The sequence below is a fragment of the Marmoricola endophyticus genome (assembly GCF_014644415.1).
GTDB classification, from domain to species: domain Bacteria; phylum Actinomycetota; class Actinomycetes; order Propionibacteriales; family Nocardioidaceae; genus Marmoricola; species Marmoricola endophyticus.
This window is the reverse complement of record NZ_BMKQ01000001.1, coordinates 1,449,268-1,473,633: the sequence shown is the minus strand read 5'-3', so window position 1 is coordinate 1,473,633 and position 24,366 is coordinate 1,449,268. Positions and strand designations below refer to the sequence as shown.

Here is a 24,366-nt window from a genome sequence, read left to right as displayed (position 1 = left end):
GAGTCAGCCGGCGGCCGGGCTGGGCGCCTGGGTGGAGCGGGGAGCAGACGGGCCTGGTCGGCGCGCCTGACGCAGGAAGAGGGCCATCGTCGGGACGAGGTAGACCGCCCACACGAGCGCCTCGAGCTTGGTGGTGGCGGGCGAGAAGTTGAAGACGCCCTTGAGGAGCGTGCCGTACCAGCTGTCGAGCGGGATCGCGGCGCTGACGTCGAAGAGCAGGTCGTTCAGGCCCGGGAGGACGCCGGCCTCCTGGAGGTCGTGGACGCCGTACGCCGCCACGCCGGCGGCGATGACGATCAGGAACGCGCCGGTCCAGGTGAAGAACTTCGACAGGTTGATCTGCAGGACGCCCTTGTAGAACGCGTAGCCCATCGCGACGGCGACCAGGATCCCCGCGAGCGCGGCGAGCAGCGGGCCGACCTGGGAGGTCTGGGCGGTGGCGCCACCGGTGGCGGTCTGCGTCGCCGACCAGAGGAACAGCGCGGTCTCGAGTCCCTCGCGACCGACGGCGAGCAGCGCGACGAAGGCCAGGCTCGCCCGGCCCGCGTCGGCGGCCCGGTCGACCGCGCCCTTGAGCTCGCCGGAGAGTGCGCGGGCGTTGCGGCCCATCCAGAACACCATCCAGGTCACGAAGCCGACCGCGACCAGCGACAACGTCCCGCCGAGCGCCTCCTGCGCGGCGAAGGTGAGGTTCTGCGGGCCGTACGTCAGCAGCGCCCCGAAGCCGAGCGAGATCACGATGGCGGTCGCCACGCCGGCCCACACCCGCGGCAGCAGGTGGCGTCGGTCGGACTTGACCAGGTAGGCGATGAGGATGACGACGACCAGGCTGGCCTCGAGGCCCTCGCGCAGGCCGATCAGGAAGTTGCCGAGCATCAGGCGCCGTTCTCGTTCGGTAAGGCTTGCCTCAGTAGAGTACGACACCACGGCCGCTCGTGGGGTTACTGGTTCGTAGCGGCGCCTGCCGTCAGACTCCTGCCATGCCGTCGCCGCTGTACGCCCTGCTGCACTCGGTCGTGCCGCCGGTGGCGAAGGCGGTGTGGCGCCCGGAGATCGTGGGTCTGGAGAACGTCCCGCGCACCGGCCCGCTGCTGCTGGCCAGCAACCACCTCTCGTTCGTCGACTCCGTCGTGATCCCGATCGTGGTGCCCCGGGCGGTGACGTTCCTGGCCAAGGGGGAGTACTTCACCGGTACGGGCGTGCGCGGCGCGCTGTCACGGACCTGGTTCGAGGGCCTCGGGATGCAGCCGATCGACCGCGACGACAGCCGGGCCGCGATGACCAGTCTCGACACGGCTCTCGGCGTGCTGGAGTCGGGCGGCGCGTTCGGCATCTACCCCGAGGGGACCCGCTCCCGTGACGGAAGGCTCTACCGCGGACGCACCGGGGTGGCCCACCTGGCGCTGAGTGCGGGGGCGCGCGTCGTCCCCGTCGGGCTGCGCGGCACCGACCGGATCCAGCCGGTCGGCTCCCGCCTGCCCAGGCTGGCGAGGATCCGCGTCGCGTTCGGCGAGCCGATCGACCCCGTCGGGAGGTACGACGACCTCCCCACCGGCAAGGCGCGGCGGCTGCTCACCGACGAGGTGATGAGTGCGATCGCGACGCTCTCCGGGCAGGAGGAGGCGGGCGTCTACAACGACCGCGCCCCCGACGCCTGAGCCTCCCTCCGGGCTGGTCGCGACCCTTCGACAGGCTCAGGGCAGGCCAAGCGCACCCTGCGGTGGTGGCGGTGGTCGGGACCCGGCGAGGTGCCCGCGACCTACGGGCGGCCCCCGTGGGGGACCTCGACCTCGACGGCGCGGATCTCGCCCTCGCGCGCGGCCGCCCGGGCGCCGGCGTCGAAGTCCGGCGCGCAGCACATGAACAGCGTGCGGCCGTCGGAGCCGCCGAGCATGCAGGCGAAGACCCCGGTGCCGGGCTGGATCTCGGCCAGCACCTGCCCGCCCTGGGCGACGCGGACCACCCGGCCGTTGACGGCGTCCGCGACCCACAGGCAGCCGTCGGCGTCCAGCGCGCACCCGTCGGGGGCGACGACCGCGCCGGGCAGCGCCTCGGCGATGACGCGCGAGGCGGGGAGGTCGCCGAACTCCGCCCACGTCCGGCGGTCCACCAGCGAGCCGTCGGAGGCCACGGTGAACGCGGTGACCCGGTTGCCGAAGGTCTCGTCGACCAGGAGCACCGCGTCGTCGGTGAGGACGGTGCCGTTCGGGAACCACAGGTCCTCGGCGGCGAGCGTCACGGTCCCGTCGGGGTCGACGCGCAGCAGGTCGGTGGTCTCGATGTCGGCGCCCGCCATCAGGTCGAACCCGAAGCTCCCCACCCAGGCCCGGCCGTCCGCGTCGACGACCATGTCGTTGAGCTGCTCCGAGGCGTACGACGACAGGTCCGCGTGCACGGCGGTGGTCCCGTCCTCCTCGCGCCGCATCAGCAGCCGGTCCTTGGCCGAGACGAAGAGCAGGCGGCCGTCGGGCAGCCAGCCGATCCCGGAGGGCTGTGCGGGGACCTCGACCTCGGTCCGCAGGTCGGAGCCGTCCTCGAGGACGGAGTAGACCGCGTGCGTGTAGAAGTCGGCGAACCACAGCCGTCCCTCGTGCCAGCGCGGACACTCCGTGAACGTCATGCCCGAGACGACGGTGCGGATCTCGTGCGCGTCGACAGTGCCCTCGCTCATGCCCACGAACCTAGCAACGCACGTGACCGACGTCACCGAGAAGGATCTGGGTAGGCTGGGTCCCTGGTGAGCCGGGAAGTCTGGTCGGCACGTCGTACGCCCGTGCCCGCACCACTCCAAGGAGCCCGATGAGCACCTCCTCGAAGCGTCCTGCCCTCTTCTCGCGCGGGTCCTGGTCCGAGACCTCCCGCATCGCCGACATCCTGCGCGCCGAGACCACCGGTGGCTTCCTGCTGCTGGTCGCGACGGTGATCGCGATCGCCTGGGTGAACTCCCCGATGGGCGACTCCTACGAGTCGCTGAGCGAGCTGAGGGTGGGCCCCTCGGCGCTGCACCTGGACCTGGACCTGAGCACCTGGGCAGCCGACGGGCTGCTGGCGATCTTCTTCTTCGTGGTCGGCCTCGAGCTCAAGCGCGAGTTCGTCGCCGGGGACCTGCGCGACCCGCGCCGGGCGGCGCTGCCGATCGCGGCCGCGGTCGGCGGCATGGCGCTGCCCGCGGTGATCTTCACCGTCGTCAACCTCGACACCGGCGGCGACGCGCTCCAGGGCTGGGCGATCCCGACCGCGACCGACATCGCCTTCGCGCTGGCCGTCCTCGCGGTGATCGGCAACCACCTGCCGACCGCGCTGCGGACCTTCCTGCTCACGCTCGCCGTGGTCGACGACCTGATCGCGATCACGATCATCGCGCTCTTCTACACCGCCGACCTGCAGCCGCTCTACCTGCTCGCCGCGCTGGTCCCGATCGCGCTGTTCGGCCTCGCCGTGCAGAAGCGTGTGCGCTCCTGGTGGCTCCTCGTCCCGCTCGCACTCCTCGCCTGGGTGCTGGTCCACGAGTCCGGGGTGCACGCCACCGTCGCGGGCGTCGTCCTCGGCTTCACCGTGCCGGTGCTGCGCAGCCAGGCTGCGGGCGGTCCCGATGCCGGACCGGGGCTGGCCGAGCACTTCGAGCACCGGATCAGGCCGCTCTCGGCCGGTGTCGCGGTGCCGGTCTTCGCCTTCTTCGCCGCCGGTGTGGCGATCGGCGGCTGGGACGGCGTCGTCGAGACCGCGACCGACCGGGTCGCGATCGGGGTCGCGGTCGGCCTGGTCGTCGGCAAGCTCGTCGGCATCCTCGGGACCTCGTACGTCGTCGCCAAGGTGACCCGGGCCGACCTCGACCCGGACCTGTCCTGGTCCGACGTCCTCGGCGTCTCGCTGCTGGCGGGGATCGGCTTCACCGTGTCCCTGCTGATCGGCGAGCTCGCCTTCGGTGCGTCCTCCGAGCGCGACGAGCACGTGAAGCTGGCGATCCTGGCCGGCTCGCTGGTCGCCTCGCTGCTCGCGGCGGTCGTGCTCCGTGCCCGCGACCGGGCGTACCGCCGCATCGAGGCCGAGGAGAGGGTCGACTCCGACGCGGACGGCGTGCCCGACGTGTATCAGCGGGAGGCCTGAGGGACCCGAGGAACCTCAGCCCTCGGTGCTCGAGGAGCCGGACTCCTTGTCCTCCTTGCGCTGCTGGCGCTGGTCCTGGCAGGTCTGCTTGCGCTCGTCCTGCTTCTTCTTCGCGGTCTGCGCGTGCTCCTGGACCTCCGCGCCGTAGGCGCCCGAGAGCCGGCCCTCGCGGATCTTCTGGGCCGCGGCCCGACGGTCGGCCCCGGGCTGCATCTTCTGCAGTGCGTCGAGGTCGCTCCGCAGCTTCTCCGGCAGCGACGCCCGGTGCTTCTCGATGCGCTGCTCGCGCTTCTCGACGCGCTCCTGGACCTCCTTGCCGTACTTGCCGTCCGCGGCGTCCTTCCGGATCGCGGCCAGGCCCTCCCGCTGCTTCGCGCGCAGGGCCTGCAGGTCCTTGGTCAGCGACTGCGGCGCCTTGCCGATCCGCACCCCGAGAGGCGAGTGGTGGTGCGAGGTGCTGCGGCACGCGGAGGCCTGGCCCGGGGAGTGGGCGGCGAGCGACGTGGTCGACCCCGACGGTCCGGCCGTTGCCTGCTGGGCGCCGATCACCGAGGCGGTGACGAGGCCGGCGCCGGCGAGGGTGCCCGCGGCGGTCCGGGCGAGGACGTTCTTCGAGAGGTTCACTGGTCGTGCTCCGATCGGTGGGGAACTCATCTGGTGCGAAGGAGCCTGGCGGGCGCTGGTGAGCAGAGGGTGCGGTCCGTGTTCGGGTCGTGTAAGCGCGGCCGGGCGAGCGCGACGGAGGATCGTCCCGGGTCCCGGGGCGCACTAGGTTCGAGCAGTGCCCACCGGACTGGTGCTCGTCGTCGAGGACGAGCCGGCGATCGCCGACCTGGTGCGGCGCTACCTGCTCCGCGACGGCTACGGCGTGCACGTCGAGTCCGACGGTGACCGCGCGCTGGCCGCGTGCCGCCGGCTGCGTCCCGTCGCCGTCGTCCTCGACGTCGGTCTGCCGGGGCGCGACGGCATCGCCGTGTGCAGGGCGCTGCGCGAGGAGGGTGACTGGACGCCGGTGCTCTTCGTGACCGCGCGCGACGACGAGGTGGACCGGGTGCTCGGGCTGGAGATCGGCGCCGACGACTACCTCACCAAGCCGTTCTCGCCCCGCGAGCTGGTGGCGCGACTGGCGGCGGTGCTGAGGCGGCAGGGCGAGCCCGCTCGCCCCGCCGTCCTGGAGGCCGGCGGCGTACGGATGGACCAGGCGGCGCGCACGGTCCTCGTCGACGGCGCCGAGGTGGCCCTGACCGTCACCGAGTTCAACCTCCTCGAGACGCTGCTGCGCAGCCGTGGGCGGGTGGTGGCGCGCGCCGAGATCCTCGCCCGGGCCTGGGGCCAGGCCGACTACGGGTCGAGCCGCACGGTGGACGTCCACGTGGCGCAGCTGCGCGCGAAGCTCGGGCCGGGGTCGCCGATCGAGACGGTGCGCGGCGTCGGCTACCGGATCGCCGGATGAGGGTCCCGCGGTCGCTGGCCGGCCGGCTCGTGCTCGCGATGCTGGCGGTGGCCGTGGTCGCGCTGCTCCTGGCGGCGACCCTGACCAGCCCGTTGGTGCGGTCGAGCACCGAGGGGTCGGCACGCTCGACGCTGGCCCGACAGGCCGATCTCTTCGCCGCGCTGGCCCGGCCGGCGCCGCTGGTCAACCGTCTCGAGCTGCAGGGCGACGTCCGCGGTCTCTCGCTGGACTCGGTGAGCCCGCGCGGCCGCTCCGACGGGGTCGCCGCGCTGCTCCGCGCCGACGACCGGCGCCGCCTCCTCGCCGGTGACCCGGTCTCCACCACCGTCCGTGACGAGGACGGCGAGCCGCTGCTGGTCGAGGCGCGGCCCACCCGCAGCGGCGGGGCGGTCGTGCTGGCCACGGGTGCCGACACCGTCGACCGGGCGGTCGCCGAGCAGCGACGCAGGCTGCTCCTGGCGCTGACCCTTGCCCTGCTGGTCGCCGTCGGGATCGGCGTGGTCGTCGCCCGCCAGCTCGGGCGCCCGCTGGCACGGCTGGCCGAGGACGCCGGCCGGCTCGGCGCGGGGGAGCGCGGCACAGTCCGGGCGCCGGTACGCGGCGGGACCCGTGAGGTCGAGGAGGTCGCGGCTGCTCTGCGTCGGCTCGACGACGCGCTGGCGAGCAGCGAGGGCCGGCAGCGCAGGTTCCTGCTCTCGGTCTCCCACGAGCTGCGCACGCCACTGACCGCCGTGCTCGGCTACGCCGAGTCCCTCGCCGACGGTGTCGTCGGTCCCGAGGAGCTGCCCGAGGTCGGTGTGACGATGGTGGGCGAGGCCCGGCGCCTCGAGCGCTACGTCGCCGACCTGCTCGACCTCGCCCGGCTGGAGGCCGACGAGCTCGTCGTGCACACCGCGCCGTGCGACGCCGCCGAGGTGGTGCGCGAGGCCGCCCGCGCCTGGGGTGACCGCTGCGAGCGGGCGGGGCTCTCGCTACGTGTCGAGACGGAGGAGGCGCTGCCCGTCGAGTCCGACCCGCTGCGCCTGCGACAGGTGGTCGACGCCCTGGCCGACAACGCCGTACGGATCTGCTCGCCCGGCGACAGCGTCGTGCTGGCCGCGGTGCGCGCGCCGGGTGTCGTACGCCTGGAGGTCCGCGACTCCGGTCCCGGGCTGGACGTCGAGGATGCCGCGACCGCCTTCGAGCCGGGGGTGCTCCACGAGAAGTACGACGAGCGTGCCGGCGGTCTCGGCCTGGGGCTCTCCCTGGTCCAGGGGCTCGTGCGTCGCCTCGGCGGCACCGTCGCCGTCGGCCGCGGGCCCGAGGGGGGCGCCGCCTTCCGGGTCGACCTGCCGGGCTGAGCGTGTTCTCGCCCACACCCGGCGTCTCCTGGTTGGCGGGCTCGCCGGACGGCTCTAAGATCGAAACTGTTCCGTTTCGAAACGATGTCGTTTCGGCACGACCCCAGGGGAGGGTGATGACCAGGCTGACGGCCGAGCGGCTCGACGAGCTGTTCCGCGGCACCCTCGCGCTGGTCGCCGAGCACGGCTTCGAGCGGATCACCATGGACCAGGTCGCCGAGGCGACCAGCTCCAGCAAGGCCACGCTCTACCGTCAGTGGGGCTCGAAGTCGACGCTGGTCGTCGAGGCGCTGCGCCACCTCGCGGTCAGCGACGAGGTGCCCTCCGACACCGGCTCGCTGCGCTCGGACCTCGCCGCCCTGGTCACCGGTCGCTCGACCCGGATCGAGGCCGAGGCCGACCTCATCGGCGCCGTGCTCCACGCGGTGAAGTCCGACGAGGAGCTGCGCAACGCGTGCCGCGACCGCGTCGTCTCGGCGCTGCGGGAACGTCTGCAGACCGTCGTCGAGCGCGCCGTACGACGCGGCGAGGTCGCCGCCGACAACCCCGCCCTCGGCTTCGCCGACCTGGTCCTCATCGCCCCCTTCGTCCTGCGCAGCGTGCTCGAGGACGAGCACGTCGAGGACGACTACCTGCTCGGCTACCTCGACGCCGTGCTGGTCCCGACGCTCACCCACACGCCCGCTTAGGAGCTCAGCCCATGTCCTGGTACCTCTACCGCCTCGGTCGCTGGAGCTTCCGGCGTCGTCGTCTCGTCGCCTCGCTGTGGCTGGGTCTGCTGATCGTGATGGGCGTGGGCGCGGCCACCCTCAAGGGCCCGACCTCGGACCAGTTCGACCTCCCCGGCATCGAGTCCACCCAGGCCTTCAGCCTGATCAAGGAGCGGTCCCCGCAGGCGGCGCCGGACGGCGCGACCGCTCGCGTGGTGTTCCAGGCCCCCGAGGGGCAGCGCCTGGACACCGGCGCGAACAAGCAGCTCGTGCTCGACGCGATCGCCGCGGCCAAGACCGACGACGTGGTCTCCTCGACCGACCCGTACACGACCGGCACCGTCTCGAAGGACGGCCGCACGGCGTACTCCTCGATCTCCTACTCGAAGACCTCGGTCGAGCTCACCGAGGCAGACAAGAGCGCGTTGGAGGACGCCCCGGACGCGGCCCGCGACGCCGGGCTGACAGTCGCGATCGGCGGCGACGCCCTGCAGGCCATCCCGGAGACGGGCACCACCGAGCTGCTCGGTGTGATCGTCGCGATCGTCGTGCTGGTGATCACCTTCGGGGCGCTGCTGGTCGCCGGCATGCCGCTGCTCACGGCGCTGATCGGCGTGGGCATCGGGGTCCTGGGGATCACCACGCTCACCGGGTTCATGGACCTCGGCTCGACGACCCCGATCCTCGCCACGATGCTCGGGCTGGCGGTCGGCATCGACTACGCGCTGTTCATCGTCTCCCGCTACCGTCACGAGCTCTTCCTCGGCCGCAGCCACGAGGAGGCGGCCGGGCGCGCCGTGGGCACGGCCGGGACGGCGGTGGTCTTCGCCGGTCTGACCGTGATCATCGCGCTCGCCGGCCTCGCGGTGGTGAACATCAGCTTCCTCACCGAGATGGGGGTGGCCGCGGCCGCCACGGTCGCGGTCGCCGTGCTGATCGCGCTCACGATGCTGCCCGCGCTCTTCGGGTTCACCGGCAAGCGGATCGGCTGGGGCAGGGTGCCGTTCCTGTCCGCCCGGGACCCCGAGGACAAGTCCGGCCGCCGCACCAACGGCCGGCGCTGGGCCGACCTGGTGACCAGGCACCGCGCCCTGACCCTGGTCACCGGCCTGGTCGTGGCCGGCGTGGTGGCCATCCCCGTCGCCTCGATGCGGCTGGCCCTGCCCGACGACGGGACGGCACCCGACGGCAGCCAGACCCGGGTCGCCTACGACCTGATCGCCGAGAACTTCGGGGCCGGGACGAACGGCCCGCTGCTGGTCGTCGTGGACACCAAGGACGCCGCCGACCCGGCCGGTGCGGTCAGCACCGTCGTGTCCCGGCTGGGCACGATCGAGACCGATGTCGCCGCGGTGGTGCCGCCGGTCACCGACCCGAAGGACCAGCGCGCGGTGGCGGCGTACCAGCAGCAGCTCTCGCAGGCGCAGTACGCCCTCGTGACCGTGATCCCGAAGAGCGGCCCGTCCGCGGCGGGCACCCAGGACCTGGTCGACGAGATCCGCTCCACCGTGGGCGGGGACGCGGCGCCGGGAGGCTCGCGGGTGCTGGTGACGGGGCAGACCGCGCTCGGTGTGGACATCTCCGCCTCCCTCGCGGACGCCTTCCCGAAGTACCTGATCGTGGTGGTCGGCTTCGCGTTCCTGCTGCTGATGGTCGTCTTCCGCTCGATCCTGGTCCCGCTCAAGGCGGTCGTCGGCTTCCTGATCTCCGTGGGCGTCTCGCTCGGCGCGACGGTCGCGGTCTTCCAGTGGGGCTGGCTCGCCGATCTCGTCGGCGTGGACAAGTCCGGGCCCGTGCTGTTCCTGCTCCCGCTGCTGCTGACCGGCATCCTGTTCGGTCTCGCGATGGACTACGAGGTCTTCCTCGTGTCCCGGATGCGCGAGGAGTACGTCCACGGCCGCGAGGCGGTGGGCGCCGTCGTCCACGGCTTCCAGTACGGCGCACGCGTCGTCACGGCGGCGGCGGCGATCATGATCGGGGTCTTCGGGAGCTTCGCGCTCGGCGACAACGCGATCGTGAAGTCGATCGGGTTCGGTCTGGCCGTCGGTGTCCTCGCCGACGCGTTCCTCGTACGCATGACGCTGGTCCCGGCGTTCATGGCGCTGCTGGGCAGGCACATGTGGTGGCTCCCCTCCTGGCTCGACCGGGCGCTGCCCGACCTCGACGTCGAGGGCGAGTCGCTGAGCCGCCACCTCGACGGTGACCTCGCCCCGCCCGTGGCGGCCGACGGCGCTGACGGCCGTACCGGCGAGGACGGCGACCCCCGCGGCAGGCACGAGGCGGGTGCCCACGCCCGCTGACCGAGGTGGGAGTACGCGGCGCGTGCCGCGAGTGCCCGGTCGGCGGGTGTCGGTGGCGGCTGCTTGAGTGGTCGCGATGACCGGTCCGACGTACTCCCTCACCCCCTCCGCGACTCGTGGTGCGGCGGCGCCGACCCTCGACGCCGCCCAGCAGCGGGTCGTCGACCACGAGGGCGGGCCGCTGCTGGTGCTCGCGGGGCCTGGCACGGGGAAGACCACGACGCTCGTCGAGGCGATCGTGGACCGGGTGGAGAACCGCGGGGCCGACCCCGGCGCGGTGCTCGCACTGACCTTCAGCCGCAAGGCCGCCGAGCAGCTGCGCGACCGCGTGACCACGCGGCTCGGGCGCACCACCTCGGCGGCGATCAGCTCGACCTTCCACTCCTTCGCGTACGGGCTCGTCCGGGCGAAGTCGCCGGCCGAGCTCTACTCCGACCCGCTGCGCCTCCTCTCGGCCCCGGAGCAGGACGTGCTCGTCGCCGAGCTGCTGACCGGGCCGGAGGCCGTGCGTTGGCCCGATGGGCTGCGTGCCGCCGTCGGGACCCGGGGCTTCGCGCGCGAGGTCGCGTCGGTGCTCTCGCGGGCGCGGGAGCGGGGGGTCGACCCCGAGGACCTGGTCGCCCTGGGGGAGCGCGCGGACGAGCCGGCGTACTCCGCGGCCGGCCGGTTCCTGTCGGGCTACCTCGACGTCCTCGACGCGACCAGCAGCATCGACTACGGCGACCTGCTCCGCCGCGCGGTCGCACTTGCGGGCAGGTACCGCGAGGAGCTGCGCGAGCGGTACCGCCACGTGTTCGTCGACGAGTACCAGGACACCGACCCGAGCCAGGTCGCGCTGCTGCGGGAGCTGGCCGGCGACGGAGGCGACCTGGTCGTGGTCGGCGACCCGCACCAGTCGATCTACGGCTTCCGTGGTGCCGACGTGCGCGGCATCCTCGACTTCCCCGCGCAGTTCCCGCAGACGTCGGGCGAGCGGGCCGAGACGGTCGTGCTCGGGACGACCCGCCGCTTCGGTGAGCACCTGCTCCTGGCGAGCCAGCGGGTCGCCGCCAGGCTGCCGCTGCACGGATCGGTCGCCGAGGAGGGCAAGGCAGCCTTCCGCTCACCGGTCGCGCTCGGCGCGGCGACGCCGGGACGTGCGGAGGTGATCACCTTCGACACCGACCGTGCCGAGACCGAGCACCTCGCCGACCGGCTGCGCCGCGCCCACCTCGAGGACGGCGTCGACTGGTCCGACATGGCCGTGCTCGTGCGGTCCGGACGCGCCTCGATCCCGGCGCTGCGGCGCGGGCTCGCCGCCGCCGGCGTCCCGGTCGAGGTCGCCTCCGACGACACGCCGCTGGTCGCGGAGCCGGCCGTGCAGCCGCTGCTGGCCGCGCTGCGCGCGGTGCTCGACCTCGACGTCACCGACACCTCGCGGCCCGACCACCTCGACGCGGTCCGCGCGCACACGTTGCTGGTCTCCCCGCTGTGCGGCCTGGACGCGACCGAGGTCCGGTCGCTGGGTCGTGCGCTGCGCGGCGTCGCCCGTGCCGACGGCCTGCCGGTCCAGGCGGCGCTCGACGACCAGGTCCAGGCCGCCGCCACGGGCACGCCGGTGGACTCCTCGCCCGAGCTCCTGCGCCGGGCGCTGGTCGAGCCGGACCTGTGCGCCGATCTTCCCGGAGCCGCGGCGGCCAAGGTGCGTGCCTTCGCGGCACTGCTGGCGGCCGCCCGCGATCGGCTCGACGCCGGTGGCACCGCGGAGGACGTGCTGTGGCAGCTCTGGTCGGGGACCTCCTGGCCGCGACGCCTGTACGACAGCGCGGTCGGCGGCGGCCCTGGCGCCCGCCTGGCGCACCGCGACCTCGACGCGATCTGCTCGCTGTTCGACACTGCCGCCCACACCGAGGAGCAGCGCGGCCACACCAGCGTGCCGGTGTTCCTCGAGACGTTGACCGCCCAGCAGATCCCCGCCGACACCCTCGCCGACCGGGGGGTGCGCGGATCGGCGGTGCGGCTGATGACCGCCCACCGCTCCAAGGGCCTGGAGTGGCGACTGGTCGTCGTCGCGCACGTCCAGGAGGAGGGCTGGCCCGACCTCCGCCGCCGCGCCAGCCTGCTGCGTGCCGACCGGATCGGCCGCGACGGCCTGGTCCCGCCGGCGACGACCCGGTCGATGCTGGAGGAGGAGCGGCGGCTGTTCTACGTCGCCTGCACCCGCGCCCGCGAGCAGCTCCTGGTCACGGCGGTCCGCTCGGCGGACGAGGACGGCGAGGTGCCGTCCCGCTTCCTCGAGGAGCTCGGCGTCGAGGTGCGCCACGTCGCGGGGCGACCGGCCAGGCCGCTGTCCCTGCCCGGTCTGGTGGCGACCCTGCGCCGTACGACCGCCGACCCCGACGCCTCCGAGGCGCTGCGCGACGCGGCCGCCCGCCGGCTGGCCGCTCTGGCCGCTGTGGAGGTCGGCGGACGCCCGGTCGCGCCCGGCGCCGACCACCGTCGCTGGTGGGGGGTGCGCCCGCCCAGCCGGGCCGACGCACCGTTGCGCCGGGCCGACGAGCCCGTGACGATCTCGCCCTCGGCGCTCACCACGTTGGAGGAGTGCCCCGCGAAGTGGTTCTTCGAGCGTGAGGCGGGAGGCCGCGAGGGCACCACCTCCGCCCAGGGCTTCGGGCTGGTGATCCACGCGATCGCCGACCGGGTCGGCTCCGGCGAGCTGACCGGGGACGACGCGACCCTCGACGCCCTGATGGAGCAGGTCGACGCCGTGTGGTCGAGGCTGGCCTTCCGCACCCCCTGGTCGGCCTCCCGCGAGCGGGAGCAGGCGCGCAAGGCGCTCGCCCGGTTCATCGAGCACCACCACCGGGAGGGCGCTCGTACCGTGATCGCCACCGAGAAGGAGCTCGAGGCCCGCGTCGAGCTCCCCGACGGCACCGTGGTGCGGGTGCGCGGCTTCGCGGACCGGCTCGAGCTCGACGAGGCCGGCGACGTCGTCGTCGTCGACCTCAAGACCGGCAAGAGCGCGCCGACCGGCGCCGAGGTCGCGGTCCACCCGCAGCTCGGGCTCTACCAGCTCGCCGTCGACCACGGCGCCGTCGCCGACCTCGAGGTCGTGCCCGACGGGGCGGGCGCGGGTGGTGCCGAGCTGTGGCACCTGCGTCAGGAGACCAAGGGGCGGCTGAGGAGCCAGCGCCAGGAGCCGCAGGTGCCGGACGAGGACGGTCGTACCGACGTGCTGCGCCAGCTGGAGGACGCGGTCGGTCACCTCCGCGCCGAGTCGTTCCCGGCCCGGCCGGGGTCGCAGTGCCGCTACTGCTCGTTCACCCGGATGTGCCCGGCGCAGACCACCGGGTCGGTGCTCGGGTGACGGCGGCGGAGAGCCGGCAGACCCGGACGACGATCGGCTCGCCCGCCGAGCTGCGCGAGGTGATGGGCACCGAGTTCGAGGTCAGCCCGCAGCAGTGGGCCGCGGTCTCGGCACCCCTGGAGCCGACCGTGGTGATCGCCGGCGCCGGGTCCGGCAAGACCTCGCTGATGGCGGCGCGCGTCGTCTACCTCGTCGCCACCAGGCAGGTCGCCGCCGACCAGGTGCTCGGTCTGACGTTCACCACCAAGGCGGCGGCCGAGCTGCGCAGCCGGGTGCGGGGAGCCCTGGAGCGGTCCGGTCAGGTCGACCGTGACGCGGACGGTGAGCGACTGGAGCCGGCGGTCGCGACGTACCACTCCTTCGCCTCGACCCTGCTGACCGAGCACGGTCTGCGGATCGGTCACGAGCCGGACACCCGGTTGATGGCCGACGCCTCCCGCTACCAGCTCGCGGGCCGGGTCGTGGCGCGGCACACCCGCGCGGTCGAGCACCTCTCCGACAGCCCGCCGCACGTGATCGAGGCCCTGCTGGCGCTCGACGGCGCGCTGAGCGAGCACCTGGTCGACCTCGACCGGCTGCGGGCGTACGACGCCGCCGAGCGCGACCGTTTCACGACCGCGCTGGCCTCCGAGCGGGCGAGGGCGGACATCCTCAAGGCGATCGGGGTGATCGACCAGCGCAGCGAGCTGCTGGGACTGGTCGGGTCCTACCGCGACCTCAAGTCCGAGCTCGGCCTGATGGACTTCTCCGACCAGATCGCTCTGGCGGCCCGGCTGAGCGCGGCGCACCCGCAGGTCGGTGCGGAGCAGCGCGAGGCCTACCGCGTGGTGCTCCTCGACGAGTACCAGGACACCTCCGTGGCCCAGGCCCAGCTGCTGGCGGCGCTGTTCTCCGGGCCGGACCCGGCTCGGGGACGCGGACACCCGGTCACGGCCGTCGGCGACCCCAACCAGGCGATCTACGGCTGGCGCGGCGCCTCGGTCAGCAACATCCTCGGCTTCGGCCGGGACTTCCCGCGGGCCGACGGGTCGACCGAGGTGCCGGTCCTCCCGCTGACCGTCAACCGGCGCTCGGACCGGCACATCCTCGAGGTGGCCAACACGATCGCCGGACGCCTCTACGACAGCCAGCCCTCGGTGAGCCCGCTGGAGCCGCCGCCGGGCGCCGCGGAGGGGGAGGTGCACGTCCTCAACCACGAGACCTACCCCGAGGAGCTGGCCTGGGTGGCCGAGGCGGTGGTGGCTGCTCACGGCCGGACCGGCTCCTGGCGCGAGATCGGCGTGCTGCTGCGCGACAACCAGCACGCCGCCGACGTCTTCGACACGCTGTCGCAGGCCGAGGTGCCGGTCGAGATCGTCGGGCTCCAGGGCCTGCTCGCCCTGCCCGAGGTCGCCGAGGTGCTGGCCACGCTGCGGCTGCTGCAGGACCTCACCGCCAACGCGAGCCTGCTCACCCTGCTCACCGGCCCGCGCTGGGCGATCGGGCCGCGGGACCTCTCCCTGCTGGCCCGCCGCGCCCGCGAGCTGGCCGGCGATGGTGCGCGGACCGGCCCGCCGGACTCGCCGCCGGTCGACCTCGCCGCCTCGCTCGAGGAGGCCGTGGCGGGCAGCGACCCGACGGAGGTGGTGGCGCTGGCCGACGCGCTGTCCGACCTGGGCGAGGACACGGCGTACTCCGAGGTCGCCCGTGCGCGGTTCGCCGCGCTCGACCGCGAGCTGCGCCAGCTGCGCCGCCACGTCGGGGAGCCGCTGCTGGACCTGGTGCGCCGCGTGATCGACGTCTGCGGCATCGACGTCGAGCTCGCCTCCTCGGGCAGCGAGTCGGCGCGGGCCAGGCGCGAGAACCTCGACCTGTTCGTCAAGGCGGTGGCCGAGTTCCGGGCCGTCGACGGCGAGGTGTCGCTGCCGTCCCTGCTGGCGTGGTTCGAGGCCGAGGACGACCTCGGGGGACTCGACGTCGCGACCCCGTCCGAGAGCGACTCGGTCAAGCTGCTCACCGTGCACCGGGCGAAGGGGCTGGAGTGGGACGAGGTGTTCTGCCTGGGCGTCGTCCGGGAGCGGTTCCCGGTCACCCGCTCGCGCCCGCTGTGGGTCACCCAGGCACAAGCGCTCCCGCACGCGCTGCGCGGCGACGCCCGCGACCTGGCGGGGCTGGGTGGGCACACCAAGGAGCACCTCGACCGGCTGAAGGCCGACGCCAAGGAGCACCAGGCCGAGGAGGAGCTCCGCTTGGCGTACGTCGCGTTCACCCGCGCCAGGCACCGGATGTGGGTGTCGTCGTACCACTGGCGCGACAGCCGGTCCAAGCCCAACGGTCCCTCCGACTACCAGCAGACCATCCGCACGACCATCGCCGGATGGGGCCAGGAGCCGGACACCTGGGTCGAGGAGTCCGCCCACGAGACCAACCCGCTGCACGCCGGTGACTCCGACGTCGCCTGGCCGGTCACCGGACGCACGGCCGAGGCCGAGCGTCGTACGTCGGCGGCGGAGCGGGTGGAACGGGTCCGGCACGAGACCGGCGAGGTCGAGGGATCCGAGGACCCTGAGGACTCCGGGCTCGACCTCGTCGAGCGGGCGGTCGTCGAGGAGTGGGACGCCGCGATCGGCGTGCTGCTCACCGAGGCGGAGCGCGAGGCGGGGCGGACCGTCGAGGTGGCGCTGCCGTCGGGCCTCTCGGCCACGGCGCTCTCGCGGCTGCGCGAGGACCCCGAGGAGCTGGCCCGCGACCTGGCCCGGCCGATGCCCCGGCGTCCGTCGCCGGAGGCCCGGTTCGGCACCCGTTTCCACGCCTGGGTGGAGGCACGGTTCGGCCAGCAGGACCTCTTCGACCCCGACGACCTGCCCGGGCGGGCCGACACCGGCATCGACGGCGAGGACGACCTGGCGGCGCTGGTCGCCGCCTTCGAGTCCGGCCGCTTCGCCGACCGGGTGCCCCTCGCCGTGGAGGCGCCGTTCTCGCTGGTCCTGGCCGGTCAGGTGGTCCGTGGTCGGATCGACGCCGTCTACACGGAGCCCGACGGTGCCTTCCTGCTCGTCGACTGGAAGACCGGCCGGGAGTCGGGCACCGACCCCTGGCAGCTCGCGGTCTACCGCGTCGCCTGGGCCGAGCTGCACGGCGTGCCGCCGGAGCAGGTCCGCGTGGCCTTCCACTTCGTGCGCACCGACCGCACGGTCGTCCCCGACCCTGCCGACCTCCCCGACCGCGCGGCCCTCGAGGCCCTGCTCCGGTGAGCCGCGCCGCTCACCCGCCGTCGCGTGCGGCGGCCGCCAGCGCGACCTCGACCATCGGCGCGAAGCTGCGCTCGCGGTCCTCGCTGCTCAGCTCGACGCCGGTGACCACGTGGTCGGACACCGTGCACACCGCCAGCGCTCGGCGACCGTGCGCTGCCGCGAGCGTGTAGAGCGCGCTCGCCTCCATCTCGACCGCCAGCACCCCGTGCGCCACCATCGGCGCGGTCAGCTCCGGTCGCGGGTGGTAGAAGCTGTCGCCCGACAGCACCAGCCCCGTGTGCACGACCAGACCCTCGCGCGCCCGGGCCGCGTCGCGCGCCGCGACGACGAGGTCCAGGTCGGCCACCGGGGCGTAGTCGTAGCCGTGGAAGCGGATCCGGTTCATCGAGGAGTCGGTGCACGCGCCGGTCGCGATGACGAGGTCGCGCAGCCCCACGTCCTCGGTGAGTGCGCCGCAGGAGCCGACGCGCACCACCGTGCGCACGTCGTACGACGTGAACAGCTCGGTCGCGTAGATCGCCAGCGACGGCTGGCCCATCCCCGAGCCCTGCACCGAGACGCGGTGCCCCTGCCAGGTGCCGGTGAAGCCGAGCATGCCCCGCACCCGCGAGTAGCACTCGACGTCGTCGAGGAACGTCTCGGCGATCCACTGCGCCCGCAGCGGGTCCCCGGGCATGAGGACGGTCGGGGCGATCTGGCCGGGCTCGGCGCCGAGGTGGGTGCTCACCCGCGACACCGTAGCCAGGCGGCGGCGTGGTAGGCCTGACCTCGTGGCGACTTCCCCCGCTGACCAGCACCCACCGCTCGCGCTGACCCGCGCTCCGCACGACCGCGAGGCCGAGCGGCGCACCGACGAGGAGTGGCTGGTGCGGGCCTGGTCCGACCCGGCCACGCGGGTGCTCGTGCTGGCTGGAGCGCGGTTCCGCGTCGTCGACGGCGACGTCCCGTGGGTCGCGCCGAGCCAGGCGCCGGACGGCGTGAAGGTGCTGCTGGGGGAGAAGGACGGCGTGACCCACGTCGCCGTCGTCGCCGACGAGGACCTGGCCGACGACGGGGAGGGTGTGTGGGCCTCGCTGCGCGACGCACTGTCCCTGGTGGACCGGATCGAGGCCGAGCTCGTGGCCCACGCGGTCGGGATCGCGGAGTGGCTGCGCGTCACCCGCTGGTGCCCCCGCTGCGCGGGCCGGCTGGAGCCGACCCACGCGGGCCACCAGCTGCAGTGCACCGGCACGTGTGGCCGTGCCCAGTTCCCGCGGACCGACCCGGCGGTGATCATGGTGGTCGTCGACGGCGAGGCCCCCGACGACCGGGTGCTGCTGGGCCGCAGCCCGCTGTGGCCGACGGGTCGCTACTCCACCCTCGCCGGGTTCGTCGAGCCCGGCGAGTCGGCCGAGGACGCAGTCCGCCGCGAGGTCCAGGAGGAGACCGGGGTACGGGTCGACAGGGTCGAGTACTTCGGCAGCCAGCCCTGGCCGCTCCCCGCCAGCCTGATGATCGGCTTCGTCGCGCACGCCGCCACCACCGACGTCGCGGTCGACGGCGTGGAGATCGAGGACGCGCGCTGGTTCACCCGCGAGGAGCTCGGCGCCTCGGCGGAGGACGGCAGCCTGGTGCTCCCCGGCGGGATCTCGATCAGCCACTACCTCATCGAGTGGTGGTACGGGGCCCACCTCTCCGGCTCCTGGCGGTAGGGCGCGTTGCTCAATCCATGGCCTGCTGCGCGCCGCCCCTCACGCACGCTGGCTGCGTTGCCTCGCTTGACGGGCCGCCGGCCCGTCTGCGCTCCCGCGCCAAGCCACCACCCCACGAGACCGCTCGCTGCGCTCGCGCTCCCGCGGGGACCCCGGAGGTGCCATCGCACGCGCTGGACGACGCGCAGCGAACGGCCAGCGATTCAGCAACACCCCTGGTCCAGGACGTTGGCGCGGTCGATCGTCGCTGCGGACGACGCGAACGTCAGGGACTACCCCTCAGACGCCGAGCTTCTCCTTGACCTGCTTCAGCGACGGGTTGGTCTGCGTGGTGCCGTCGTCCCACACGAGGGTCGGGACGGTCTGGTTGCCACCGTTGGCCTGCATCACGATCTCGGCAGCGGCGGGGTCCTGCTCGATGTCGACCACGTCGTACACCTCGCCCTCGGCGATGCCCTCGCGGGTGAGCTGCGAGCCGAGGCGGTGGCAGTAGCCGCACCACGGCGTCTTGTACATCGTGAACCGCACGGCCTGTGCCCCTGCCTGTGAACTGTCGGTCATGACTGTCCGTCCTCGGATCTAGGGTGGTGTCTCCGCCCTGGCACGACAGCCAACGCCCATCTCGGAGAGGACATTCCGCGTGACACCCGAGCAGCTGCTGGATGCGCTCGACCCCGAGCAGCGGCAGGTCGCAGAGGCGCTGCGCGGCCCGGTCCGGGTGCTCGCCGGCGCCGGTACGGGCAAGACGCGGGCGATCACGCACCGGATCGCCCACGGCGTCGCCACGGGGGTGTACGTCCCCACGGAGGTCCTCGCGGTCACCTTCACCACGAAGGCCGCCGGTGAGATGCGCGGTCGGCTGCGTGCGCTCGGTGCAGCAGGGGTGCAGGCGCGGACCTTCCACTCCGCCGCACTGCGCCAGGTGCGGTACTTCTGGCCGCGGGTCTACTCCGGTGAGCCGCCCGAGCTGATCGAGTCCAAGCTCGGCCTCGTCGGCGGCGCCGCGCGGCGCAACCGGGTCCAGACCGACGCCTCGACGCTGCGCGACCTGGCCTCCGAGATCGAGTGGGCCAAGGTCTGCAACGTGCGACCCGACGACTACGCGCGCCTCGCACCGGGGCGCGGGCGGCAGGTGTCCGGCGTCGACCCGGCGAGCGTCGCGCACGTCTACGCCGGCTACGAGGAGCTCAAGCGCGAGCAGGGCCGGATGGACATGGAGGACGTGCTGCTCCTCGACGCGGCCCTGCTCACCGAGGACGACCGGGTCGCCGCCGAGGTGCGCCGGCAGTACAAGTGGTTCGTCGTCGACGAGTTCCAGGACGTCTCCCCGATCCAGTCGGCGCTGCTCGACCTGTGGCTCGGCGGGCGGGACGAGATCTGCGTGGTGGGTGACCCGGCCCAGACCATCTACTCGTTCGCGGGTGCGAGCGCGTCGTACCTCTCCGACTTCCCGCAGCGCTACGCCAGCACCACCTCCATCCGGCTCGAGCGCAACTACCGCTCCACGCCCCAGGTGGTCGAGGCGGCGAACCGGCTGCTGCACGGCACGGCGTCGGCCGGCGTCCAGCTGCGCTCGCAGTCCGACTCCGGGCCCGCCGTGGCCTGGAGCGAGCACCCCGACGAGGTGGCCGAGGCGGACCACGTGGCCCGCGAGATCTCCCGGCTGCACCGCGCCGGCACGCCGCTGAGCCAGATCGCGGTGCTGTTCCGGATCAACGCCCAGTCGGAGACCTTCGAGGAGGCACTCGCCGCGGCCGCCGTCCCGTACGTCGTCCGCGGTGCGGCCCGCTTCTTCGACCGCCAGGAGGTGCGTCAGGCCACGGCGATGATGCGCGGGGCGGTGCGTGCCGGCGAGGCCGGGGGTGACCGGGGGGACGACGTCGCCGAGCAGGTGCGTGCGGTCCTGGTCGGGCTCGGCTGGACCGAGAAGGCGCCCGAGGCTCGCGGGCGGGCCCGCGACCGCTGGGAGTCCTGGCAGGCGCTGGTCTCCCAGGCCGAGGAGTTCACCCGGGCGGCGCGCGAGTCCGGCGAGGACGCCGACCTGACCGCGTTCGTCGCCGAGCTGGACCGCCGCGCGATGGAGCAGCACGCGCCGGTCGCCGAGGGGGTCACCCTGGCGACCCTGCACACGGCCAAGGGCCTGGAGTGGGACGCGGTCTTCTGCTGCGGGATGCAGGAGGGCACGCTGCCGATCACCTACGCCGACGGGCCCGAGGAGATCGAGGAGGAGCGCAGACTGCTCTACGTCGGCCTCACCCGCGCCCGACGGCACCTCTCGGTCTCCTGGTCGCTGGCCCGCAACCCCGGGGGGCAGGCGCGCCGCAGGCCTTCGCGGTTCCTGGTGCCGCTGCTGCCCGAGGGAACGACCGCGACGGGAGAGTCCGGTGGCCCGCGCCGGACCAGGTCCGGGCGCAAGCAGATGGCCGTGTGCCGGATGTGCCGCAAGCCCCTGGTCACCGCCAAGGAACGCAACCGCGGCTACTGCGACGACTGCCCGGTGCCCTACGACGAGGAGCTCTTCGGAGCACTGCGCACCTGGCGCAAGCAGCGCGCGGACGCCGACTCCGTCCCGGCGTACGTCGTCTTCTCCGACGCCACGCTCGAGGCCCTGGCCGAGGTGCGGCCCGACAGCCGGCAGAAGATGCTGCAGATCAGCGGGATCGGTGCCTCCAAGCTGGAGAAGTACGCCGACGAGGTGCTCGAGATCCTCGCCTGATCGCGGCGCGAGAAGCGCGCAATTAAATGGGTTGGCGCTTGATGAGACTTCGGGTCTACCGTGTGCGACGTGCCCGGGAGACCGGGCGCGACCCACACCCACCAGCGCACAGCGGCCCTGGCAAGGCCGGCGCACGAGGACCGATGAAGGAGGTGCAGCACCCATGAACAACACGATCACCCAGCGCTCCGTGACCACCGTTCGGGCGACGGTCTGCACCCACGTGCCCTCCCGCGCCCGCGTTCTCGGTGGCCTCCGCATGGATGGCGTCACCGGCGCCGCCCGCGTGGCACCGGCCACGTCGTTCATCGACGCCGCTGCCGGCTTCTCGGGCCCGGCCGATGCCGCCACCGCCGAGATCAAGACCCGCCAGGGGACCTCTGCCACGAGTCCGCCGACCTAGAGACCACAGTCTCTACCGGCACTCACAGGCCGCGGAACCCGATCCAGGGATCCGCGGCCTTCGTCTTTCCCGGACGACCCGGACCCCGCCACAGGCACCGACCAGACACGAGGGAAGGAGGTGAGACCCATGACCGTCGACATCACCCCGCCGGCACTGCCCTGCCAACGTGGCCAGGGGGAGCTGTTCTTCGCCGAGGCGCCCGCCGACCTCGAGTGCGCGAAGGCCCTGTGCAGCTCCTGCCCCGTCCGCAACGAGTGCCTGGCCGGGGCGCTGGACCGGCGCGAGCCCTGGGGGGTGTGGGGTGGCGAGATCTTCGACCACGGCGTCGTGATCGAGCGCAAGCGGCCCCGCGGCCGTCCCAGGAAGAACCCCGTCGCCGCCTGAGCACAGACCAGCACCACGAAGCACGACACCCGAGGAGCACCACGATGAACCTGAACCAGGAGCGCGAGGTCCGGACCCGTCACCGCCGTCGCGGCCCGCTGCCGCCCCGGGGGCGGCTGGACCGTACGGCCGACCGGGCACTGTCCTCGCAGCTGGACCTCGCCCGGATGCTGTACGGCGCACACGGCCGGTGACCACGCCGGCGCACGCATCCCTCATCAGGGCCGGCTCGGCCCCCGCAGTCGCGGGCCGGGCCGGCCCTTTCGGCTACCGTCGCGCAGATGATCGCCTGCGCGCACTGCGGACGCGTCGTGGCCGAGCCGCCGCCACTGACCTGGACGTCGGCGACCGAGCACGGGCGGCTGCGGCACTTCTGTGACCGGTGCTCGCGCGACCACCTGCGCTCGATGGAGGCCAAGCTGGACTCCGAGTGGTGGTGAGCGCGCTCAGCCTGCGAAGCCGGGCAGCGACTCGGTGAGGATCTCCCGGAAGGGTGCCTCGGCACCGAGCTGGCTCATCACGCCGATCCCGCCGAGCCAGGTCCGGTGGATCAGCATGTACGACGGCGGCAGGTTGAGCTTGAGCGTCAGGGTGTAGCCCGGCTCGCGCGGGTCGTTGATCCGCTGGAACTGGGCTCGCATCCACTCGCGGGTGAACCGGAACCTCTCGACGCTGGCCGGCTCCACGAACGGCGAGAGGTAGTCGCGCAGCTGCTGGGGGTCGACGCTCACCCTCGGACGGACGAAGCCGATCTCGCGCAGTCCGGCCAGCAGCGCGTCGGCATCGCCCTGCGTCGCGATCCGGATCATCCTGCCCATCTCCTCGGGGAGGCTGCCCTCGGCGAGCCGGGCGACCGCGCCGAAGTCGAGCACGCCGAGGCGTCCCGGCCCGCCGTCAGGGTCGGGCACCACGCGGTAGTTGCCGGGGTGCGGGTCGGCGTGCAGCATCCCCGTGCGCGTCGGCCCGGCGAACAGGAACCTGATGAACAGCTCGCCGTAGTGGTCGCGCTCGGCCTCGGTGCCCTCGGCGATCACCGCCGCCAGCGACGACGTGCTGTCCAGCCACTCCGTGACCAGCACCCGGGCGCCGTGGTCGACCACGTCGGGGACGATGACGGAGGGATCGTCACGGAAGGCCGTGGCGAAGGTGTGCTGCGCCGCGGCCTCGAGGTCGTAGTCCAGCTCGTCCTTCGCGCGCTCCTGCAGCTCCTCGACCAGCGGGCGTACGTCGATGCCCGGCAGCAGCGTGCCGATGGTCCGGGCCAGCCGGGAGATCTGCCGCAGGTCCGCGAGCAGCGCCTCCCCGGCGCCGGGGTACTGCACCTTGACCGCGACCTCGCGCCCGTCGACCCAGCGTCCGCGGTGCACCTGGCCGATGGAGGCGGCGGCCGCCGGCACCGGGTCCAGCTCGACCAGCTGCTGCTTCCAGTCGGCGCCGAGGTCCTCGGCGAGGATCCGGCGCACCGTCGCGGTGGGCATCGGCGGCGCGGAGTCCTGCAGCTTGGTCAGCGTCTCGCGGTACGGCCCGACCACGTCGTCGGGGAGCGCGGCCTCGAGGATCGACATCTGCTGGCCGACCTTCATCGCCCCGCCCTTGAGCTCGCCGAGGGTGCGGAAGACCTGCGCGGCGGTCCGCTGCTGGATCTCGGTGAGGACCGTCTCGCTGGACGCCCCACCGAGCCGACGCCCGAGGCCGACGGCGCTGCGGCCGGCGTACCCCAGCGGCAGCGCGGCCAGGCGGGCCGAGCGGGTGAACGCCTTGCGGGGCAGGCTCGCCGACTCGTCCTCGCTCATGCTCCGATCATCGCGCACGGCTGGTCGGACGGTCACCAGGTGCAGGCACAGTCCGGGTGCTGCAGCCAGGAGACCAGCTCCACCTCGCCGAGGTCGGGCGGCAGCCGCAGGGTCGCCGACCGGGTCCCGGCCACCCGTCCGGCCAGATGAGTGGCGAGGTCCCGGACCGCCCAGGCCAGCGCCAGCGCCGAGCACCGGGTCGGCCCGGTCGGTCAGACCGTCGCGCCGCACCTGCTCGTCGAGCTCGGCGTGCCGGTGCACGAGCTGCGGCCACCGCGGGTCGTCCACGGTGCGGTACGCGTCCAGGCAGCGCAGGCAGGCTCCGGCACCGGGGACGACCAGGGGGCCGACGACGGCCTCCGTCGCGTGCAGGCGTACGACCAGGTGTGGCAGGCCGGCGTACACCCACGGGTCAGTGAGCTCGCGAGCCGGCTCGCCGAAGCCCACCAGGAGCGCTGCGTCGGCGTCCTCGCCGTCGGGCCGGGGGAGGAGACCGGTCTGCTCGAGCAGGGGCACGGGGTCGGGGACCCAACCGGCCCCGAACCGCCGGACCTGCACGCGGCGACCCTCGGAGGAGCCGACCGCGTCGTGGTGCAGCAGACCGTGGGAGGCGAGGGCGGTGAGCACCGGGTCGTCCGTGTCGACGGCGAGCGCCGCGTCCGCGAGTCCCGCGAGGGTACGCCGCACCTCGTCCGTGTCGGGCAGCCTCAGCCGTCGCTGGGGCTCCAGCCCGACCTGCCACTGGTCGGGTCCGTGCCGCAGCACGCGCACCCCGAGCCCGAGCCGGGGACGCTGCGCTGGTGGAGGGGTCGGCACCGGCTCAGGCAACCAGAGTCGGAGCGCGAGGCGCCGCGGTTGTCCACAGGTCCGTCGACCAGGCCGACAGA

General features: G+C 73.5%; 20 protein-coding genes. 14 read left to right on the top strand and 6 right to left on the bottom strand.

The window, feature by feature from the left end:
- Positions 1 to 3: 3 nt before the first annotated feature.
- A complete protein-coding gene (efeU, locus tag IEX42_RS07180) occupies positions 4 to 876 on the bottom strand; it encodes an iron uptake transporter permease EfeU (protein ID WP_188779162.1) in 873 nt (290 codons plus the stop codon).
- A 104-nt stretch (positions 877 to 980) separates the two neighbouring features.
- Between efeU and IEX42_RS07175 the strand changes: the two genes are divergently transcribed.
- Positions 981 to 1,658 carry a lysophospholipid acyltransferase family protein gene (locus IEX42_RS07175; protein WP_188779161.1) on the top strand — a complete coding sequence of 226 codons (678 nt, stop codon included), beginning with the start codon at positions 981 to 983 and terminating at the stop codon, positions 1,656 to 1,658.
- A gap of 101 nt (positions 1,659 to 1,759) precedes the next feature.
- Here the strand turns inward: IEX42_RS07175 and IEX42_RS07170 are convergent, their stop codons facing one another.
- Positions 1,760 to 2,671: an SMP-30/gluconolactonase/LRE family protein gene (locus IEX42_RS07170; RefSeq protein ID WP_188779160.1), complete on the bottom strand. Its 912-nt coding sequence runs from the start codon at positions 2,669 to 2,671 to the stop codon at positions 1,760 to 1,762.
- A gap of 128 nt (positions 2,672 to 2,799) precedes the next feature.
- On the opposite strand from IEX42_RS07170, the gene nhaA reads away from it, so the two are divergent.
- Positions 2,800 to 4,107, top strand: a complete 1,308-nt coding sequence (nhaA, locus tag IEX42_RS07165; RefSeq protein WP_188779159.1) for a Na+/H+ antiporter NhaA — start codon at positions 2,800 to 2,802, stop codon at positions 4,105 to 4,107.
- A gap of 15 nt (positions 4,108 to 4,122) precedes the next feature.
- Here nhaA and IEX42_RS07160 read toward each other — a convergent pair whose 3' ends face one another.
- On the bottom strand, positions 4,123 to 4,731 hold the full coding sequence (locus IEX42_RS07160) for a hypothetical protein (protein ID WP_188779158.1): 609 nt from the start codon (positions 4,729 to 4,731) through the stop codon (positions 4,123 to 4,125).
- 157 nt (positions 4,732 to 4,888) lie between these two features.
- Here IEX42_RS07160 and IEX42_RS07155 point away from each other — a divergent pair, with 157 nt between their 5' ends.
- From IEX42_RS07155 to IEX42_RS07130, 6 genes are all read left to right on the top strand, one after another.
- Positions 4,889 to 5,560, top strand: a complete 672-nt coding sequence (locus IEX42_RS07155; RefSeq protein WP_229660682.1) for a response regulator transcription factor — start codon at positions 4,889 to 4,891, stop codon at positions 5,558 to 5,560.
- Positions 5,557 to 6,900, top strand: a complete 1,344-nt coding sequence (locus IEX42_RS07150; protein ID WP_188779157.1) for a sensor histidine kinase — start codon at positions 5,557 to 5,559, stop codon at positions 6,898 to 6,900. The genes IEX42_RS07155 and IEX42_RS07150 overlap by 4 nt, the downstream gene beginning before the upstream one ends.
- Before the next feature lie 116 nt (positions 6,901 to 7,016).
- Complete coding sequence (locus IEX42_RS07145; RefSeq protein WP_188779156.1) at positions 7,017 to 7,589, top strand: TetR/AcrR family transcriptional regulator; 573 nt, start codon at positions 7,017 to 7,019, stop codon at positions 7,587 to 7,589.
- An 11-nt stretch (positions 7,590 to 7,600) separates the two neighbouring features.
- Positions 7,601 to 9,910 carry an MMPL family transporter gene (locus tag IEX42_RS07140; protein WP_188779155.1) on the top strand — a complete coding sequence of 770 codons (2,310 nt, stop codon included), beginning with the start codon at positions 7,601 to 7,603 and terminating at the stop codon, positions 9,908 to 9,910.
- Positions 9,911 to 9,986: 76 nt separating this feature from the next.
- Positions 9,987 to 13,256 carry an ATP-dependent helicase gene (locus IEX42_RS07135; RefSeq protein WP_188779154.1) on the top strand — a complete coding sequence of 1,090 codons (3,270 nt, stop codon included), beginning with the start codon at positions 9,987 to 9,989 and terminating at the stop codon, positions 13,254 to 13,256.
- The gene (locus IEX42_RS07130; protein ID WP_229660681.1) at positions 13,253 to 16,489 is read left to right on the top strand and encodes an ATP-dependent helicase; all 3,237 of its coding nucleotides are present in this window, start codon (positions 13,253 to 13,255) and stop codon (positions 16,487 to 16,489) included. Before IEX42_RS07135 ends, IEX42_RS07130 begins: the two co-directional genes overlap by 4 nt.
- Positions 16,490 to 16,499: 10 nt before the next feature.
- On the opposite strand, the gene deoD is transcribed toward IEX42_RS07130, so the two are convergent.
- Positions 16,500 to 17,216: a purine-nucleoside phosphorylase gene (deoD, locus tag IEX42_RS07125; protein ID WP_188779153.1), complete on the bottom strand. Its 717-nt coding sequence runs from the start codon at positions 17,214 to 17,216 to the stop codon at positions 16,500 to 16,502.
- 43 nt (positions 17,217 to 17,259) lie between these two features.
- Between deoD and nudC the strand changes: the two genes are divergently transcribed.
- Positions 17,260 to 18,180: an NAD(+) diphosphatase gene (gene nudC, locus IEX42_RS07120; protein ID WP_229660680.1), complete on the top strand. Its 921-nt coding sequence runs from the start codon at positions 17,260 to 17,262 to the stop codon at positions 18,178 to 18,180.
- 279 nt (positions 18,181 to 18,459) lie between these two features.
- On the opposite strand, the gene IEX42_RS07115 is transcribed toward nudC, so the two are convergent.
- The gene (locus IEX42_RS07115; RefSeq protein WP_188779151.1) at positions 18,460 to 18,741 is read right to left on the bottom strand and encodes a mycoredoxin; all 282 of its coding nucleotides are present in this window, start codon (positions 18,739 to 18,741) and stop codon (positions 18,460 to 18,462) included.
- Between the two features lie 79 nt (positions 18,742 to 18,820).
- Here IEX42_RS07115 and IEX42_RS07110 point away from each other — a divergent pair, with 79 nt between their 5' ends.
- The 5 genes from IEX42_RS07110 (at position 18,821) to IEX42_RS07090 (ending at position 22,126) form a co-directional block, all read left to right on the top strand.
- A complete protein-coding gene (locus IEX42_RS07110) occupies positions 18,821 to 20,896 on the top strand; it encodes an ATP-dependent DNA helicase UvrD2 (RefSeq protein ID WP_188779150.1) in 2,076 nt (691 codons plus the stop codon).
- A 163-nt stretch (positions 20,897 to 21,059) separates the two neighbouring features.
- Positions 21,060 to 21,299 (top strand): hypothetical protein, encoded by a 240-nt coding sequence (locus IEX42_RS07105; protein ID WP_188779149.1) that lies wholly within the window; start codon positions 21,060 to 21,062, stop codon positions 21,297 to 21,299.
- A 129-nt stretch (positions 21,300 to 21,428) separates the two neighbouring features.
- Positions 21,429 to 21,686, top strand: coding sequence for a WhiB family transcriptional regulator (locus IEX42_RS07100; protein WP_188779148.1), 258 nt, complete (start codon positions 21,429 to 21,431; stop codon positions 21,684 to 21,686).
- 44 nt (positions 21,687 to 21,730) lie between these two features.
- Positions 21,731 to 21,880 carry a hypothetical protein gene (locus IEX42_RS07095; protein WP_188779147.1) on the top strand — a complete coding sequence of 50 codons (150 nt, stop codon included), beginning with the start codon at positions 21,731 to 21,733 and terminating at the stop codon, positions 21,878 to 21,880.
- An 87-nt stretch (positions 21,881 to 21,967) separates the two neighbouring features.
- On the top strand, positions 21,968 to 22,126 hold the full coding sequence (locus tag IEX42_RS07090) for a hypothetical protein (RefSeq protein ID WP_188779146.1): 159 nt from the start codon (positions 21,968 to 21,970) through the stop codon (positions 22,124 to 22,126).
- A gap of 6 nt (positions 22,127 to 22,132) precedes the next feature.
- Here the strand turns inward: IEX42_RS07090 and IEX42_RS18280 are convergent, their stop codons facing one another.
- Complete coding sequence (locus IEX42_RS18280; RefSeq protein WP_308422207.1) at positions 22,133 to 24,295, bottom strand: AarF/UbiB family protein; 2,163 nt, start codon at positions 24,293 to 24,295, stop codon at positions 22,133 to 22,135.
- Positions 24,296 to 24,366: the final 71 nt, after the last annotated feature.